We start from the raw sequence: 16,915 nt of genomic DNA on the forward strand, positions 1-16,915 counted from the left end.
ACACCCTTACCTGCCGCCGGTCAACGTGCGGGGATCAGCAGTTCGGTGGCTACAATCACCACGATCAGCCCCACCAGCACGGGCACGGAGGTGCGTTTCACCACTTCAAACGGCGAGATTTTCGCCATGCCCGCCACGGCCACCACCACGCCTGAAACCGGCGATATGGTGCGGCCGAGGTTCGACGCCTGCAGCATGGGGATCACCAGATAAGCCGGATTGATGCCCATTTGCGCCGCCAGTTTCGGGATCAGTTCGACAAAAGCATAGAACGGCGCATTGCCGGAGCCGGTGGTCATGGCCGCCAGCATGGTGATGGCCACCAGCACCAGCATCATCACGATGCCGCCGCTGCCGAAGGACTGCGCCATGCCGATCAGCCCGCTGATAAAACCGATGGTGCTCAGCCCCTGGGCAAACACGCCCGCGGCCACCAATAGCATCACCACCGTGGCAAACGCATCGGCCATGCCGCGGTAGGCCACTTCCAGTCCGGCAAAGACCTTCTGCGCGCTGAAGCTGCGGCAAAATTCAACGATCGCCGTCAGCAGCATGCAAATCACCAGAACGGTAATAATATGCAGCTCCGGCGCCCATTTGCCGTCGAAGATCAACACGCCGATAATCGGCGTAAACGGCAAAACGGCATAGAAACCCGGCGCATGGGTTTTGATTTCGCTGACGTCTAAAATATGGTGCTCTTCGTGATTTTTTTTATCCAGGTAACGCTGCCAAAAAAAGTGCGCGACGGCCATGCAGACGATCGCCGCGATAGAGATGGGCAGCGTGGTTTTAAACGCGAAATCCACCAGCGGCATTTCGGCGGCTTTGGCGGCCAGCACCACGTCGCCGGAGGTCGGGGAGAGAATAATGGCCGCGGGAGAGGCGCAGATAGCCGCCGCCGCGCCCCGGCTGATCCCGACATTGACCATCACCGGGAACAGGGTCGCCATCAGCAATACGCCCAGGCCGGTCGCCGACGACACCGCCAGCGACATCAGGCACGCCATCAAATAGGCGGCCACCATCAGCAGATAGGGCGAATTGATCATTTGCAGCGGACGCGAGGCGAGTTTCACCACCACGTCGTTGGCGCCGATATGGGTCATATAAGCCGCAAACCCGCACAGCACCATAATCATCATGCCGAGATCGCCGCCGCGGCTCATCAGCAGGATTTTCACATACTCGACAATATCGGTGGCCCGCCAGCCGGTGGCCGTCGCGCTGGCGGGCAAGACGTTCTTGCCCATCAGCGCGCTTAAAACCAGCAGTAACAACCCGCCCACCAGCAGGACGCCCGTCGCCGAGTAGCCTTTGATGATATAGCGCCCCACCACCACGGCCACGGCCACGCCTATAAATAGATCCAGCATAATCCCTCTCTTATGTCCGGCCACGTCAGCGCGTCGCCTGTTTTATGAATAGCAATATATGAAACCCAGAAACAAGGCCAGCACTTTGCACAAAACGACGGCAGGATGTTATGACGCCCATCAAGGAATATGGCGGATGTATCGACCAGGGTCGGCTAATAATGAAAAATAATCTATGGCTCACAGTATTCAGCGGGCGCTGAACGAACTGGCATGGGCGCCGGGGGAAGATGTCAGCGTTGACATCATGCCCGTATACCGGGCAAAGCAACCGCGGACCAAGCCGCCGGAAACGGCGGCGCGGGCCGAATAATCCGGACGCCATCATCGGCCTTCGGATTATTCGGGGTTAACAGGCCGCCAGGTGGCCGTTGCCAAAATCCTGGAACCGCTGTTCCGGCATCCGGTAGCCCAGCGGTTTAATGGGGTCGGGACGCTCCATATCCTGCAGCAGCGCCCGGAAGTCGCGCCGCCGTTCGGTATCGGGCAGCGGCACCGCGCTCAACAGCCGCCGGGTATAAGGATGGCGCGGATGATGCAGCACCCGATCCCGCGGTCCGATCTCGACAATCTGGCCGCAGAACATCACCGCCACCCGGTGGCAAATGCGTTCGATTACCGCCATATCATGGGAAATAAACAGGTAGCTGAGATTAAAATCGCGGCGCAGTTTTTCCAACAGTTCCAGCACCTGCGCCTGCACCGACACATCCAGCGCGGAAACCGACTCATCGGCGATAATCACCTTGGGATTAAGCGCCAGCGCCCGGGCAATGCAGATGCGCTGGCGCTGTCCGCCGGAGAACTGATGCGGATAGCGGTACATGGCATCGGCCGGCAGGCCGACCTGTTCAAGCAATGTCGCCACCCGCGCGCGCCGGGGCGTATCGGCGATGGCGTCGTGAATCAGCAGCGGCTCGCCCACCAGATCGAAAATGGATTTGCGCGGATTAAGCGCGGCATAGGGGTCCTGGAACACCATTTGAATATCGCGCCGTATCGCCTGTAGCGCGGCGCCTTGCAACCCGTTGAGTTCTTTGCCTTGCAGGCGGGCGCTGCCCTCGAAGGCAATCATATTCATCAGCGCCTTGCCGGTGGTGGATTTGCCGCAGCCGCTTTCACCGACGATGCCCAGCGTTTCGCCGCGCAACAGATCGAAGCTGATTTTTTCCACCGCATGTACCTGGCGCCTGGCGCTGAAGCCTTCCCGCCTGAGCGGAAAGCGTACGCTTAAATCGCGCACCGACAAGATCGGCTCCGCCGAGAGCACCGGCGCCAGCGGCGGCGCGCTGCCCAGCACCGGCACCGCCGCCAGCAGCTTGCGGGTATAGGCTGCCTGCGGCGCGCGAAACAGCCGCGCCGCGGGCAGCTGTTCTTCGATGCGTCCCTGATTCATGACCACCACTTCATCGGCCATTTCGGCGACCACGCCCATATCATGGGTAATCAGCAGCACGCTGGTGGCGAAATCCTGCTGCAAGTCCCGCATCAGTTGCAGAATCTGCGCCTGGATCGTCACATCCAGCGCGGTGGTCGGTTCATCGGCAATCAGCACTTCCGGCTGGCACAGCATCGCCATGGCGATCATCACCCTCTGGCGCATGCCGCCGGACAATTCGTGCGGATACTGTTTCAGCCGTTTTTCCACCTGCGGCAGCTTAACCGCGTCAAGCATCGACACCATGCGCCGGCGCAGCGCGCCGCGCGCCAGCGATTCATGCCGCCGCAGCGTTTCTTCCAACTGCTGGCCGACGGTCATCAGCGGATTAAGCGAGGTCATCGGCTCCTGAAAAATCATGCCGATCCGCTTGCCGCGTATCTGCTGCATCCTGCGCTCGGTCAGGCTAAGCAAATCGTCGTTGCCAAAGACAATCGCGCCGCTGGCGACCTGCGCATCCCCCGGCAGCAGCCCCATAATCGCCAGCGATGACAGCGATTTGCCGCTGCCGGATTCACCGGCGATGCACAACGTCTTGCCCGGTTCCAACGCGAAACTGATATCGTCCACCACCCGGCGCGGGCCAAAATCGATGGATAGACGTTCAACGGATAATACCGGACGGCTCACGGCTGCATTCATACCCCTGACCTCAACTCAGCACCACTTTCGGGAAATAAAACGACACCACCCAATTGGGCAGGTCGACAATCTCGCTGATGCGCAGATCGCCGCAAACCGAGCACAGCATATAGGCCTCTTCCGGCGACATGCCCTGCTCGCGGCTCAGCCAGTCGATGGCATGGCTAAGCGCATCTTTGGCGCCCTGCATCAAATCGCCGCCGACGCCGGTAAACACCTCATAGCCGGCCGCATCCAAATGGCGCGTCACCGGGCCGGGCGTGCTGAAACGCGGCGACGGCAGCGCCATGTTTTTCACCACGTCCAGCTTGAGCACCACGTCCATGGCGCTTTCGATGGCGGTGCCGCACACTTCGCCGTCCCCCTGCGCGGCATGGGTATCCCCCACCGAAAACAGCGCGCCCTCCACTTCCACCGGCAAATACAGCACGCAGCCGGCGCCGAGATCGCGGATGTCCAGATTACCGCCGACCCGGCGCGGCGGTACGACCGAATGCAGCCCCGGCGCGGCCGGCGCTACGCCAATGGTACCGGCGAACGGTTTGAGCGGCACCCGGCCATGACGGCCGAACGCGCTTGGCGTCATCGACCGCGGGTCGTACTCCCAAAGCGTCAGCGCCGGCGCGGTAAATTGATCCGCCAGCAGGCCGAAGCCGGGAATAATTGCCGTCCAGCCGAATCCGCCGGGCTTGAACTGTTCGATGGTGACTTTAAGCACGTCGCCCGGCCGGGCGCCTTCCACATAAATGGGACCGGTCACCGGATTAATCCGGTCGAACGGCAAATTACCGACGTCCAGCGCCGTGGACCGGCTGGAAAAATAGCCGTTGCCGGAATCCAGACAATTGAATTCCAGCGTGGCGCCGGGGTCGACCCGCGCCGCCGGCGCCAGGCTGTTATCCCAGCCGAAATGGTGATGGGCGCTGTGAATCGTTTTTACCAGGCAATGTTGGCACATGACCTTCTCCTTATAGACCGCCTACTTGGCCGGCGCTTTAATCCAGATGGCATCATAGTTGACCGGGACATGTACCGGGTCCACATACAGCGCATCGTCTCCGCCCATCCGCGCCGAGCGGACGGTAAAGCGTTTTTCATTGAATACCGGCACCCACGGCGCGTCTTTCATCACATCGGTAAAGATTTTGCGCCACATGGCCAGGCGTTCCTGCTGCTGTTCCGGTTTCGCCATGCTGTCGGCCTTGACCGCCGCTTCGTCCAGCGCCTTGTTACAATAGCGCGCCCAGTTCCAGCCGCCCTCCACCGCGCCGGCGCAGCCGAGAATCGGGCCGTAGAAATTGGACGGGTCCGGGAAGTCGGCGATCCACGCCATCCCGCCGGACCAGACCATCGGCGCTTGATCGGCCGAGCCGCCGGCGGCGATAACGTTGGCCTGCGCCAGCGATTTGATGCTTACCTTGATACCTACCTGGGCCAAATCCTGTTGAATCGACTGGGCAATGCGCGGCTGCGGATCGGTGTTCATCACATAGAGTTCGGTACTGAAACCGTCAGGCAAGCCGGCGTCTTTCAGCAGTTGCCTGGCCTTGGCGACATCGTAACCGTAGCCCTGGTAATCTTTGTCGTAGCCCGGCATGGCCGGCGGCAGCGGCTGGTTGGCCGGCGCGGCGCGGCCGTTGATGATGCGCACGATGCGGTCTTTATTAATCGCCATGTTCACCGCCTGGCGCACCGCCAGCTTATCAAACGGCGGCAGCGTGGTTTTCATGGTGACATAGCCGGTCTGCAACTGGTCGCCGGTCACCAGCATGCCCCGGTATTTCGGGTCTTGCTTAAACTGTAGAAAACGCGCCGGCGGCACGCCGTCGCCGGCGATATCCACTTCACCCTTTTCCAGGCGCAGCAGGGCCACCGACGGGTCCTGGCCGACTTCGAAGCGGATGCTGTCCATATGCGGCAGCCCGGCCTTGAAGTAGTGCGGATTCTTTTTAAAGATCAGTTCCTGGCCCAGTTTCCATGCGCCCAGTTCAAACGCGCCGGTGCCCACCGGATGCTTGCCGAAGTCGGCGCCCCATTGCTCCACCGCCTCTTTCGGCACCACCGAGGCGAAGTTCAGCGCCATAACGTGCAGGAAGGTGGCGTTAGGCTCTTTTAGCGTAATTTTCACCGTGGAGGCGTCCGGCACTTCGATACCGCTCAGATGCTCGGCTTTGCCGGCGGCCATCTCGTCATAACCGACAATGGAACTGAAGAAACCGGCGCCCGGACTTTGCGTTTTCGGGTTAACGGTACGCTCCAGCGAATATTTGACATCATCGGCGGTCATCTCGCGTCCGTTATGGAATTTGACCCCCTGGCGCAGCTTAAAGGTATAGACCTTGCCGTCGTCGGAGACGCCGTAGCTTTCCGCCAAATCGGTCACCAGATCGGTCGTGCCGGGTTGATAATCCATCAGCCCGTCGAACAGACTTTTGATCATCGACCAGTTTTGCCAGTCATAGCCAATGGCCGGGTCCAGGGTGGCGACATCGTTTTGGTACGTAATTACCGCTTCGCCGCCGTTAACCGCATCTTCCGCGTGGCCTGTGCCGGCATAGAACGCGCCGGCCAGGGCCAGCATGAGTAAACTTTTTTTCATGTTCCCACTCCTCTACTGTTTTTTTACGTCAATGCGGGGATCAACCCAGGGCAAAGCCAGGTCCGCGATTAAATTACCCAATACGATGGCCACGGCCGACACGGTAGTGACGCCGACAATGACCGGAATATCCACTTGCTGTATCGCCTGCCAGGCCAGTTGGCCGATACCGGGCCAGCCGAACACCGACTCCACCACCACCAGACCGCCGATAAAAATACCGATATCGATGCCGATCATCGGTATCAGCGGCAAAATGGCGTTGGGCAGGACATGGCGGCAGATCACCCGGACGCGGCTCAGCCCCTTGGCGCGCGCGGTGCGGATAAAATCCTGATGCAATACTTCAATCATCGAGGAGCGCAGCATGCGCGAATACCAGCCGCTGCCCAGGATGCCCAGCGTCAGCGCCGGCAGCGCCAGGTGCGCAAAACCGCCATAGCCCCCCATGGGGAACCAGTTCAGCACCACCGCGAACACATAAAGAAACAGCATGGCGGCGATAAACTGCGGCGCCGAGACGCCGACAAACGAGAATGCCATCAGCAGCTTGTCCGCCACCCCGCCCCGGCCCAAAGCCGCCAGCGATCCCAGCACAATACCCAGCACCAGTTCGCAGAAAATACCGGCGGCCATCAGCTCCAGCGACGGGCCGATACGGGCGGCGATCAGTTCGCCGACTTCGCTGCGCTGGATAAACGAGCGGCCCAAATCGCCGTGCAGCAGGCCGGTCAGATAGTGCCAATATTGCAGGTAGAACGGCAGATCCAGGCCCAGTTGGTGGCGAATGCTGGCCACCACTTCCGGCGAGGCGCTGCGCCCGGCGATTTGCCGCGCCGGATCGGCCGGCAGCATAAACAGCAGCAGATAGCTGATCAACGTTACGCCCAGGAGAATCAGCAGCGCATGGCCAAACCGCCGGCTAAGGAAAATCAGCATCAGGTACGTCCTTTCAAAGTGGGGTCCAGTACATCGCGCAGCGCGTCGCCCAGCAGGTTGAATGCCAGCGAGAGCATTACAATGGCGGCGCCGGGGAAAAACACCAGCCAGGGGGCCGAGGTAAAATAGGTCTGGCTTTCGAAAATAATATTGCCCCAGCTGGCGGTCGGCGGCTGGACGCCGACGCCGAGGAACGACAGCGTCGCTTCCAGCAGCACGGTGGTGGAGATGCCGAGGGTGGCCCAGACCAGAATGGTCGGCACCAGATGCGGCAGCAAATGCACCGCCAGGATGCGCCAGGGTCCGGCGCCCAGGGTTTTTTCCACCGCCACGAAGTCCCTGGCGCTCAGGGCGGTGGTTTCGGCGTAAATCACCCGGGCAATCTGCACCCAATTCACCATCGCAATCACCAACGCGACGATCCATACGCTGGGCTGAAAAATCGCCGCCAGCGTAATGGCCAGCAACAGTGCCGGAAACGCCATCATCAAATCGGTCAGGCGCATCAGCAGGCCGCCGATTTTGCCCTGCGCATAGCCGGCCACCAGGCCGACCAGCGTGCCGATTAACACCGCGAGGCCGTTGGCGGCCACCCCCACCAGCAGCGAGGTGCGGGCGCCGTAAATCAGCCGGGACAGCAGGTCGCGGCCCAGCAAGTCGGTGCCGAGCCAGAATGTGCCGTCCGGCGACAGCGGCGCGCCGTCCATCGTCAGCCCTTCGGTAAACTGTTCGTTGGGATTGAAGGGCGCGCACCAGGGGGCCAGCAGCGCGGCCAGTACCACCAGGGCGATAAAAAGAGCCGCCAGGCAAAGCATCGGCCGGCGCAGGATATGACGCAGGGTCGACATGTTTAACGCCCTCCCCGCCATTTGCGCCGGCGGCGGTTTTGCAGCGACTGGCAGAGTTCGTCGATGCGCCAGTTGCAGCGCATCGATTCGCTACGCAGCCAGGCGTAGGCGTCTTCCTCGCTGATATCGCGTTCGACCATCAGCGCGGCCAGCGTTTGGGACAGCAGCGGCGTGCTGTCCAGCCGGCGGCGCATTACGTCCAGTTCGCGGCCGTCTTGATTGAGCTGCTGACGCAGGCCGATGGCCATCATCAGCGTGGTATAGATGGCGCGCTGGTTGATGGGTTTATGCAGCAGCGCGGTGGCGCCCAGCGCAATGGCCCGCTGGATTTGCGACAGCGCTTCGTGGGACATCAGCGCGACGACCGGCAGGCCGCCGGCATTCAGCCGCGCCAGCACGCGGGGACTGGCGAAATGTTCCAGTTCCACCAGCGCGCCGCAAAACGGGCCTTCGGCAATATCGCCATCGCGGCTGACCGCGTGCCAGCACATGCCCATGCGCGGCAGGCTTTTTTCCAGCGCTTCCAGCGAGCGCGCTTCGCAGTCCACCAACAGCAGCGGACAGGATTTAAAATCCGGCAGGGTTAGCAACGTCATTTCACAATCCTCAGCAGGTGGCCGCCAGGATGGGGCCGCGCGGGCAGACATTCGCGTAAATCGGTGGCGGTTAAATAAGGGTCGGGCGCCAGGCGTTGGGGTTCGCTATGGATGAGCCTGAAAGCGCCGTGACGCAGTTCGGCGATATGACACGGCAAATGGCAGTGGTTGTTGCGCCGGGAAATTTTCATCGGGCCCATAAAAGTGACATTTTCATCGCGGTACAGCGCTTCGCAAATCCGCTGCGGATCGTCGCAGCCGGTCTGCCGTCTGGCGCGGGCAAACAGCATCACGGACAGGTAACCGCCCGTATAATGGTGCGAATAGCGCATGATGCCCCGGTGGCGGCGGCGTTGGGCGGCGCAGAACGCCGGATCGGCGGCTTCGAAAAACGGCCCGCAGGAAAGCAATCGCAGCGCGCGCATGTCGCCTATCGGGCCGAGTTCGGCTTCGCTGAGGTTGCAACTGAGCACCGGCAGTTCGAGACCGCGCAGCAGGCAGGCGGCATCGAGCTGTTGCAGGAAGTCATAGGACGACTCGCCCACCAGATTGTTGAGCACGAAGTCGGGTTTGGAATCCAGCAGCGGACCAATCAGATCTTGCGGGCGGGCGCCGGCGAGATGGAGATATTTTTCGCCGGTGACGTCGCCATGGGCGGCTTCGATGATTTCCCTGGCGATGCGGTTGCTTTCCCATCCCCAAACGTAATTGGACCCGATCAGGTAGCCGCGGGTGCCGAAGGTGGCCAGCGCCAGGCGCAATATCGGCAGCAAAGTCTGGTTCGGGCAGCCGCCAAGATAAATGACGTGTTCGCTGCTTTCGTAACCTTCATAGGGGCAGGCATACCAAAGCAGCGCGTTTTGCTGTTCCAGATCGGGGATGATTTCTTTGCGGCTGGCGGACGTAATGGTGCCGAACAGATGGCGGATGCCCTGCGCCATCAATTGCGCCATACCTGCGCCGTAGCCGGCGAGCTGGCCCTGCGGGTTGTGATGATGGCCGTTCAGGGTGAAGTCGAACGCGGGGTCGGCGTTGACTTCATTGATGGCATCGCGCATTCCCGCCAGGGCGCTGGCCGCCACGTGGCGATAGGCGCCGTCGGTTGACAGCAGGATGCCGATGTCCACAGGTTGCCGCATGATCGTTCTCCAAAAAAAAAGCCCGATCTTCCCGGTAGGGAGGATCAGGCTTCGTTACCTGCACCACGAAAATAATAAGTTCAAGACTTATGGGAACGGGCCCGGCTTGCCGATGATGATATGAAAGAATCGTGCCAATTTGCCAGGCGTATAAAGTTCAACGGGTTATGCCCATTGCGGCCGTGGGACGGCGCGCCCATGCACCACGGTGGGGCGCGCGCTTGATGATAGTGCACCAACGCTGCGGCGCGGGCCGCCGCGGCCTGGCGCCGTCGGCACGGATGATAAAAGTGTCATCATGATGGATTTATTATGGATTTTTGTGTTTTCCACCCCATTTCCGGCGCGCCGCCTCTGACAAAATCCCCTTACATAACGCAATGATTTCCCAGGGATGCGGCAATGAGTGATATTGCACTAACGATCGGTATGTTGGCGCTGGTGGCGGTGATAGGGTTATGGATAGGCAACTGGCGCATCTATGGCGTGGGGCTGGGGATCGGCGGCGTGCTGTTCGGCGGCATTATCGTCGGCCATTTCGCCCAAACCGCGGGCCTGGGCCTCAATGGCGATATGCTGCATTTTATCCAGGAATTCGGCTTAATCCTCTTTGTCTACACCATCGGCATCCAGGTCGGTCCGGGCTTTTTCTCCTCACTGCGCGTCTCCGGCCTGCGGCTCAACCTGTTCGCCATGCTGGTGGTGGCGCTGGGCATGCTGCTGGCGGCCATTATCCACAAAGCGTTCAACGTGCCGCTGCCCGTGGTGCTCGGGGTGTTTTCCGGCGCGATCACCAATACGCCGGCCCTGGGGGCCGGACAGCAAATCCTGGCCGATCTGGGCACCAGTCCCTTGCAGATCAGCCAGATGGGGATGGGGTATGCCATGGCCTATCCCTTCGGCATCTGCGGCATCCTCCTGACCATGTGGCTGATTCGCTTTGCGCTGCGCATCAATGTGGATCGCGAGGCGCAACAATACGACCGCGACAGCGGTGCCAGCCACGCGCAGCTGCAAACCATGAATATCCGGGTGATTAACGCCAACCTGGTAGGATTGGCGGTGCAGGATGTGCCGGTGCTTAATAGCAGCGAGATTGTTTGCTCGCGCCTCAAACGCGGCGACATGCTGATTGTTCCCCTGCCCACCACGCTTATCCAGGCCGACGATCTGCTGCATCTGGTGGGTTTGAAACCGGATCTGGAAAAAGCGCGCCTGGTGATCGGCCAGCAGGTGGATACCTCGCTTTCCATGCACGGCACCGACCTGCGCATGGAGCGGGTGGTGGTGACCAACGAAAAAGTGCTGGGCAAGAAAATTCGCGATCTGCATTTTAAACAGAAATACGACGTGGTGGTTTCCCGCCTGAACCGCGCCGGCGTCGAGCTGGTGGCCGGCAGCAATGCCAGCCTGCAGTTCGGCGATATCCTCAATCTGGTGGGCCGGCCGGAGGCGATTAACGCCGTGGCCGCGGTGGTGGGCAATGCGCAGCAAAAATTGCAGCAAGTGCAGATGCTGCCGGTGTTTATCGGCATAGGCCTGGGGGTGCTGCTGGGGTCGCTGCCGGTATATGTGCCCGGCTTCCCCGCCGCGCTGCGCCTGGGACTGGCGGGCGGGCCGCTGGTGGTGGCGATTATCCTGGGCCGCATCGGCAGTATCGGCAAGCTGTACTGGTTTATGCCCCCCAGCGCCAACCTGGCGCTGCGCGAGCTGGGCATCGTGCTGTTCCTGGCGGTGGTGGGGCTCAAATCCGGGGGAGATTTTGTGCATACGCTGATTCAGGGGGACGGCATATCGTGGCTGGGCTACGGGGCGCTGATTACCGCTATCCCGCTGATTAGCGTCGGCCTGCTGGCGCGGCTGGCGTTCAAGATGAATTACCTGAGCCTGTGCGGCATGCTGGCCGGATCGATGACCGATCCCCCGGCGCTGGCCTTCGCCAACGCCCTGCACGGCACCAGCGGCGCGGCGGCGCTCTCTTATGCCACGGTGTATCCCCTGGTCATGTTCCTGCGCATCCTGTCGCCCCAATTGCTGGCGCTTATTTTTTGGGGGGGGATGTAGCCAGCCGGGCGCATAGCGCCAGGCGCTGTATTTTCCCCGATCCGCCGCGGGGCAGCGCCTCAATCACATAAAATCGCGTCGGCACCTTATACGCGCCCAGTTTATCCCGGCACCAGTCCCTCAGGGCCGTCTCATCCAATACCGCGCCGGCGTCGACCACCAGGGCGGCGGCGATATTTTGGCCATAGGCGGCATCGGGTATGGCAAACGCGGCGGCCTCGCGGATGGCGGGAAAGTCATTCAAGGCCTCGTCGATTTCCTGCGGCGCGATATTTTCGCCGCCCTTGATAATAATTTCTTTCAGCCGGCCGGTAATAAAATAAAACCCCCGGCTATCGCGATGGCCTAAATCGCCGGTATGCAGCCATCCCCGCGCATCGATGACCGCGCCGCTGCCCGCGGCATCGCGGTAATATCCGTCCATCACATTGGCGCCGCGCAGGATAATTTCACCGGCGCGGTTATCCGCCAGATGCGTCCCCTGGCGGTCGCATACGGCGGCGGTAATGCCGCAGGGTAGACCAACGCTGCCGCACACCGCGCCGCCGTGGGGATTGCAAAAAGCCAGCGACGCGGATTCCGTCATTCCCATGCCCTCGATCACCGGGATGCCGAAACGGCTGACGAACCGCCGGTGCTGCGATGGCGACAGCGGGGCCGAGGCGGAGCGCGCGAATTTAACCCAGGGATAGCGCCGGGGGCCGGGGCCGGCCGCATCCAGCAGGAACGCGATCATGGTCGGCACCAGATTGAGCCAGCTGCAACGATAGGTACCGACCATCCCCCACCAGGCCGATACGGAAAACCGGCGCGGCGCCACTACGCTGCCGCCGGTAATAAACGGCACCAGGGTGCCGATGACCAGGCCGTTGATATGATACAGCGGCATGGCGCACAATAGCCGGTCCCGGGGGGTCAGTTGATGCCAGCGGGCAATTTTGCCCGCCGCCGTCAGCAAATTGCCCTGGGTTAATAACACTCCTTTCGGTTTACCGGTGGTGCCCGAGGTGTAAATCAGCAACGCCGGCGTCTTGCGGGTTAATTCCGGGGGCGGCGGCGGCGCGCTGGCCGGGGCCAAAGGCGGCTCTTCCGGTTCGTGCAGCGCGATCCCCGGGCGCCGATCCGCGGGCAGCGCCGCCAGCGCGGCGCGCAGGCGCGCGACATGCTCTTCGCAGGTCACGACGACCCGGCACCGGCTGTGGGCAATAATCCAGCCCAGGGTTTCCTCGCCGGCCAGCAGGCTGAGCGGCACCGCGATATACCCCGCCAGCATCAGCGCCAGGGTAAAGGTGGCGCCATGGACGCCGCCGGGCAGCAGCAGCGCGATTTTATCCCCCGGACGATGGCCCAGGGCATGCAACATCGCCGCCGTCCGGCGCGCGGCCAGCGCCAGTTGCGCGAAGGTCAGGGTTTGCCCGGTCTCCGGGGCCAGCATAAACACCGCGCCCGGACGCTCCAGCAGATGCAGGTGCAACACCGCCGACAGGGAAGCGAACGGCTGGATATTCACCCCGCTCTCCTGAGCAAATACTCCCCGAACAGGGCGTCCAGCGAAGGCATATTTTCTTTAATCGGGCGGGAAATGCGCACCTTATTAAAAAAATGCCGATAATTCAGGTTGGCGGAAAAATGATTGCCGCCCCAGGTGCCGCATCCCAGGGAAAGGGTAAACGGCAGCCCATTGTCGAAATTGCCGCCGGCGGCGAAACTGTGCGCCTGGTTCACGATGACGCGGCTTACCGGCAGGTCCAGGCCCGCCTGCAGCGCCTCGGCGGGGTCGGTGCCATGCAGGCCGACGGAATGGCCGGCGCCCTGCCAGGCATACAGCTCCCGCACCCGGGCGCAGGCTTGCCGGAAGTCCTGCGCCTGGTAAACCGTTAATATCGGCGCCAGTTTTTCGCCGGAGAACGGAAAGTCCGCGCCGACCCCCCGCTCTTCCACCATAAAAAAGCGGGCCGCCAGGCACGCCGGGCGCCGCAGGCCGACGGCGGCGGCGATCAGCGGCGCCGGGCGGCCAATCAGCTCCCGCGCCAATTTGCCGTCCCCGTGCGGCCAGAGCGCCTGCTGCAACCGTATTTTTTCCGGCGCCGTCAGCAGTACCCCGCCTTGTTGCGCCAGCGCGGCCAGCATGGGCCGGTAGCGTTCGGCGGGGATAATCACGCTGTTTTCCGCCGAGCAGCTGGTGGCGTTATCAAAGGTTTTCGAGGCGGCTATTTTTTGCGAGGCCGCGGCCAGATCCGCCGATGCGCTGATAATCGCCGCCACATTGCCGGCCCCGACCCCAAAGGCCGGCGTGCCGCTTTGGGCCGCCGCGGCCACGTTGGCCCGCGAACCGGTGACGATGACCAGATCGGCGGCGCGCATTAACCACGCGGTATGCCGCCGGGTCACCGGCACGGGCAGCATTTGCACCAGTCCATGGGGCAAATCGAGCACGTCCAGCTCGCGATAAATATACTCCAGCAGCAAAGCGCAGCTGGTGGCGCCTTTCGGGGAGGGGGCGATAATAATCGCATTGCGGCATTTCAGCGCGTTGATAATATTATTGACGACCGTGGCCACCGGGTTGGTGGAGGGCGTAATCGCGGCGACCACCCCCACCGGGCGGGCGATTTCGGTTATGCCGCGGTGCGGATCGTCGCGGATCACGCCCACGGTCTTCTTGCCGTGCAAATCGCGCAGCAGACCCAGCGTCTTGCGGTGATTTTTGGTCACCTTATCCGCGACGTTGCCCAGCCCGGTGTCCCGCACCGCCAAGGTGGCCAGCGCCAGGTTATTACCCGGCTCGATCACCGCCCAGCCGACGGCGCTGACCAGCAAATCGATTTGCGCCTGGTTATAGACGTCGATTTGCCGCTGCGCATCGCGAGCGCGCGCCACCAGCGCCAGGACCTGCCGCTGCGCCGCGATATCCGCTGCGTCCCCGCCCCGGATATCGGCTTCCTCGCGGGTTTGGCTCATTTGCGCGTACCGGGGGTCCAGATCGACACGGCCTGGGCATCGATACGCTTGGGCAATAACCCGGCATCGAAGAACGCGTCGGCGATATGCTGCTGTTCGCCGAGGCTGTCCGGCGTCACCGGCTTAACCAGATAGGTACGATGCGCGTTGGCCTGCTCGACGGTGGCGACATCCAGGTTGCCCCACAGCGGCCCCAGCAATTTTGCGGCATCCGCGGGATGGGCCTTGATCCAGGTGCCGGTGTTTTCCAACTGCCGGTAAATCAGGTCAAGGATTTCGGGATGGCTTTGGGCATACGCGGTGGACGCCAGATAATAGCGTTGATAGCTGGCCAGCCCCTGGCCTTCGCTCAGCACGCGGGCATTTTGCTGGCGCTGGGCGCTGGCGACGAAGGGTTCCCAGGTGACCCAGGCATCGACTTTGCCGGTTTCAAATGCCGCGCGGCCATCCGCCGGCGTAAGGTAGGCCGGGGTAATGTCCTTGAACGTCAGGTGAGCCTTGGCCAGCGCGGCAATCAGCAAATAATGGCTGCCGGCGGCCTTGGTCACCGCGATGCGTTTGCCCTTTAAATCGGCCAGGGTTTTTAACGGCGAGGCTTGCGGCACCAAAATGGCCTGGGCATCGGGAGAGGGTTCCTCGCGGGCGAAATAGGTCAGGTTGGCGCCGGCCGCCTGGGCGAAAACCGGGACGGTATCGGCGACATCCGCGGAAACATCCACATTGCCGATATTCAGGGATTCCAGTAACGGCAATCCGCTGGAAAATTCATACCAGCTGACTTTCACCCCTTGCCGGCCCAGGTCTTTTTCCAGCGTGCCCTGTAATTTCAGCAGGGTCATCAGGGTGGAGGATTTTTGATATCCGATACGCAATTCCGTGTCCGCCCGGGCGGAGATATGCGTCAGCAATGCCAACAGCGCGGCGGCAATATATATCAATCGGCGAGGAGCGCGACTAAAGGCAAACATAACATTATAATCCGTAAGTATTGGGTAATAGTAAGCTCCAAGACTTGCAATATTATGTCAAAGTATAAAACCTGCTTAAGATAGTCTTTTTTTTGCGTTGATTTCATTGCTCTAAAACAGGGCGATCGATTGCACCACCGGCCAGCGGGAAAACCCGTTTCCAGCCCGTTTACCGGGAGTAAAACCGCCCCCGGCAGCCTTTGTTATAATTAAAAATAACATCCCGGCCAAGGTTTTATTTTTTACTTAATTAATTAAATACAACTTATCAACATTTGCCAAATTAATTTCCGGTTAGATCATAAAAGTATTTCCATAGGTTAAAATAACATTTACCGGTTAATTTAAGACACTGTTAGGATTTTTCCATTCATAACAAGGGATGGAAATATAAAATGGTCGTGCGATCCGGTATTGCTTTATTACTTTCATTGGCCCTGTCGGTCAGCGCGTATGCGGCCGATACCTTACGTATCGGCTACCAGAAATCCGGTACCACCCTGGTGTTGCTCAAAGGACAAGGCTCGCTGGAAAAGCGCCTCGCCGCCCGGGGCGTGGACGTGAAATGGACGGAGTTCCCCGGCGGTCCCCAGCTATTGGAAGGATTGAACGTCGGCTCGATTGATTTTGGCTTTACCGGCGAAACGCCGCCCGTGTTCGCCCAGGCCGCCGGGGCCGACCTGGTTTACGTCGCCAATGAGCCCGCCTCGCCGGCCGCGGAAGCGATTTTGGTGCCCCACGACTCGTCTTTGCGCAACGTGGCGCAACTGAAAGGCAAAAAAGTGGCCCTGAATAAAGGGTCGAATGTTCACTATCTCTTGGTGCAGGCCCTGCGCGAAGCCGGCCTGGCGTATAGCGATATTACGCCGGTTTATCTGTCCCCCGCCGACGCGCGCGCGGCGTTCGAACACGGCAGCGTAGACGCCTGGGTGATTTGGGACCCCTTTGCCGCGGCCGCCGAGCAGCAATTAAAGGCGCGTATCCTGCGCGACGGCCGGGGGATCGTTGATAACTATCAGTTCTATTTGGCGACCCGGTCCTTCGCCCGGCAGCATCCGCAGGTGATTAGCGCGCTAATCGACGAAATACGGCAAATCGGCAAAAACGCCACCAGCGATCCGCAGGCGGTAACCCGCCAGGTGGCGCCGCTGCTGGGCTTATCCGAGGATATCGCCCGCGTGGCGGTCGAACGGCAAAAGTATGACGCCCGCTTTATTACCCCGGCGGTGATCGCCGGCCAGCAACGCATCGCCGATACCTTCGCGTCGCTGAAATTAATCCCCAAGACGTTAAATATCAACGATGCGGTATGGACCCCGGCCGGGCAATAACCGGATCGGCGACG

Annotated in this window: 14 protein-coding genes; 3 read left to right on the forward strand and 11 right to left on the reverse strand. The window is 61.1% G+C overall.

From position 1 onward, the window contains the following. Window positions 1-20: 20 nt before the first annotated feature. On the reverse strand, window positions 21-1,376 hold the full coding sequence (gene dcuC / locus ACL2XP_RS16175; protein ID WP_413733864.1) for an anaerobic C4-dicarboxylate transporter DcuC: 1,356 nt from the start codon (window positions 1,374-1,376) through the stop codon (window positions 21-23). A gap of 175 nt (window positions 1,377-1,551) precedes the next feature. Here dcuC and ACL2XP_RS16180 point away from each other — a divergent pair, with 175 nt between their 5' ends. After that, on the forward strand, window positions 1,552-1,689 hold the full coding sequence (locus ACL2XP_RS16180) for a hypothetical protein (protein ID WP_413733865.1): 138 nt from the start codon (window positions 1,552-1,554) through the stop codon (window positions 1,687-1,689). A gap of 36 nt (window positions 1,690-1,725) precedes the next feature. Here ACL2XP_RS16180 and ACL2XP_RS16185 read toward each other — a convergent pair whose 3' ends face one another. The 7 genes from ACL2XP_RS16185 to ACL2XP_RS16215 are packed head-to-tail and all read right to left on the reverse strand — an operon-like array spanning window position 1,726 to window position 9,577. Next, the gene (locus ACL2XP_RS16185; protein ID WP_413733866.1) at window positions 1,726-3,456 is read right to left on the reverse strand and encodes an ABC transporter ATP-binding protein; all 1,731 of its coding nucleotides are present in this window, start codon (window positions 3,454-3,456) and stop codon (window positions 1,726-1,728) included. A 10-nt stretch (window positions 3,457-3,466) separates the two neighbouring features. Beyond that, the gene (locus ACL2XP_RS16190) at window positions 3,467-4,414 is read right to left on the reverse strand and encodes an acetamidase/formamidase family protein (protein ID WP_413733867.1); all 948 of its coding nucleotides are present in this window, start codon (window positions 4,412-4,414) and stop codon (window positions 3,467-3,469) included. A gap of 21 nt (window positions 4,415-4,435) precedes the next feature. After that, window positions 4,436-6,055: an ABC transporter substrate-binding protein gene (locus ACL2XP_RS16195; RefSeq protein ID WP_413733868.1), complete on the reverse strand. Its 1,620-nt coding sequence runs from the start codon at window positions 6,053-6,055 to the stop codon at window positions 4,436-4,438. A gap of 12 nt (window positions 6,056-6,067) precedes the next feature. Next, window positions 6,068-6,991: an ABC transporter permease gene (locus ACL2XP_RS16200; protein WP_413739187.1), complete on the reverse strand. Its 924-nt coding sequence runs from the start codon at window positions 6,989-6,991 to the stop codon at window positions 6,068-6,070. A 2-nt stretch (window positions 6,992-6,993) separates the two neighbouring features. Continuing rightward, complete coding sequence (locus ACL2XP_RS16205) at window positions 6,994-7,842, reverse strand: ABC transporter permease (protein WP_413733870.1); 849 nt, start codon at window positions 7,840-7,842, stop codon at window positions 6,994-6,996. 2 nt (window positions 7,843-7,844) lie between these two features. After that, window positions 7,845-8,438: an ANTAR domain-containing response regulator gene (locus ACL2XP_RS16210; RefSeq protein ID WP_413733872.1), complete on the reverse strand. Its 594-nt coding sequence runs from the start codon at window positions 8,436-8,438 to the stop codon at window positions 7,845-7,847. Next, window positions 8,435-9,577 (reverse strand): transporter substrate-binding protein, encoded by a 1,143-nt coding sequence (locus ACL2XP_RS16215; protein WP_413733873.1) that lies wholly within the window; start codon window positions 9,575-9,577, stop codon window positions 8,435-8,437. The genes ACL2XP_RS16210 and ACL2XP_RS16215 overlap by 4 nt, the downstream gene beginning before the upstream one ends. Window positions 9,578-9,979: 402 nt before the next feature. Here ACL2XP_RS16215 and ACL2XP_RS16220 point away from each other — a divergent pair, with 402 nt between their 5' ends. Further along, window positions 9,980-11,641, forward strand: coding sequence for a putative transporter (locus ACL2XP_RS16220; RefSeq protein WP_413733874.1), 1,662 nt, complete (start codon window positions 9,980-9,982; stop codon window positions 11,639-11,641). Here the strand turns inward: ACL2XP_RS16220 and ACL2XP_RS16225 are convergent. Genes ACL2XP_RS16225 through ACL2XP_RS16235 form a run of 3 tightly spaced genes read right to left on the reverse strand, consistent with a single transcriptional unit; the run spans window position 11,619 to window position 15,570 of the window. Further along, complete coding sequence (locus tag ACL2XP_RS16225) at window positions 11,619-13,151, reverse strand: AMP-binding protein (protein WP_413733876.1); 1,533 nt, start codon at window positions 13,149-13,151, stop codon at window positions 11,619-11,621. The genes ACL2XP_RS16220 and ACL2XP_RS16225 overlap by 23 nt on opposite strands. After that, window positions 13,148-14,602: an acylating sulfoacetaldehyde dehydrogenase gene (gene sauS, locus ACL2XP_RS16230; protein WP_413733878.1), complete on the reverse strand. Its 1,455-nt coding sequence runs from the start codon at window positions 14,600-14,602 to the stop codon at window positions 13,148-13,150. The genes ACL2XP_RS16225 and sauS overlap by 4 nt, the downstream gene beginning before the upstream one ends. Next, the gene (locus ACL2XP_RS16235) at window positions 14,599-15,570 is read right to left on the reverse strand and encodes an aliphatic sulfonate ABC transporter substrate-binding protein (RefSeq protein ID WP_413733879.1); all 972 of its coding nucleotides are present in this window, start codon (window positions 15,568-15,570) and stop codon (window positions 14,599-14,601) included. The genes sauS and ACL2XP_RS16235 overlap by 4 nt, the downstream gene beginning before the upstream one ends. A 395-nt stretch (window positions 15,571-15,965) precedes the next feature. Here ACL2XP_RS16235 and ACL2XP_RS16240 point away from each other — a divergent pair, with 395 nt between their 5' ends. Further along, a complete protein-coding gene (locus tag ACL2XP_RS16240) occupies window positions 15,966-16,901 on the forward strand; it encodes a sulfonate ABC transporter substrate-binding protein (protein WP_413733880.1) in 936 nt (311 codons plus the stop codon). Window positions 16,902-16,915: the final 14 nt, after the last annotated feature.

Origin of the sequence: Sodalis sp. RH21, from assembly GCF_047324175.1 — a bacterium.
Classification (GTDB): Bacteria; Pseudomonadota; Gammaproteobacteria; order Enterobacterales; family Enterobacteriaceae; genus Acerihabitans.

What these genes read in the sequence shown, in the direction of transcription:
- dcuC (WP_413733864.1), bottom strand. Translation starts at nt 1,376, where the DNA reads ATGCTGGATCTATTTATAGGCGTGGCCGTGGCCGTGGTGGTGGGGCGC.
- ACL2XP_RS16180 (WP_413733865.1), top strand. Translation starts at nt 1,552, where the DNA reads ATGGCTCACAGTATTCAGCGGGCGCTGAACGAACTGGCATGGGCGCCG.
- ACL2XP_RS16185 (WP_413733866.1), bottom strand. Translation starts at nt 3,456, where the DNA reads ATGAATGCAGCCGTGAGCCGTCCGGTATTATCCGTTGAACGTCTATCC.
- ACL2XP_RS16190 (WP_413733867.1), bottom strand. Translation starts at nt 4,414, where the DNA reads ATGTGCCAACATTGCCTGGTAAAAACGATTCACAGCGCCCATCACCAT.
- ACL2XP_RS16195 (WP_413733868.1), bottom strand. Translation starts at nt 6,055, where the DNA reads ATGAAAAAAAGTTTACTCATGCTGGCCCTGGCCGGCGCGTTCTATGCC.
- ACL2XP_RS16205 (WP_413733870.1), bottom strand. Translation starts at nt 7,842, where the DNA reads ATGTCGACCCTGCGTCATATCCTGCGCCGGCCGATGCTTTGCCTGGCG.
- ACL2XP_RS16210 (WP_413733872.1), bottom strand. Translation starts at nt 8,438, where the DNA reads ATGACGTTGCTAACCCTGCCGGATTTTAAATCCTGTCCGCTGCTGTTG.
- ACL2XP_RS16215 (WP_413733873.1), bottom strand. Translation starts at nt 9,577, where the DNA reads ATGCGGCAACCTGTGGACATCGGCATCCTGCTGTCAACCGACGGCGCC.
- ACL2XP_RS16220 (WP_413733874.1), top strand. Translation starts at nt 9,980, where the DNA reads ATGAGTGATATTGCACTAACGATCGGTATGTTGGCGCTGGTGGCGGTG.
- sauS (WP_413733878.1), bottom strand. Translation starts at nt 14,602, where the DNA reads ATGAGCCAAACCCGCGAGGAAGCCGATATCCGGGGCGGGGACGCAGCG.
- ACL2XP_RS16235 (WP_413733879.1), bottom strand. Translation starts at nt 15,570, where the DNA reads ATGTTTGCCTTTAGTCGCGCTCCTCGCCGATTGATATATATTGCCGCC.
- ACL2XP_RS16240 (WP_413733880.1), top strand. Translation starts at nt 15,966, where the DNA reads ATGGTCGTGCGATCCGGTATTGCTTTATTACTTTCATTGGCCCTGTCG.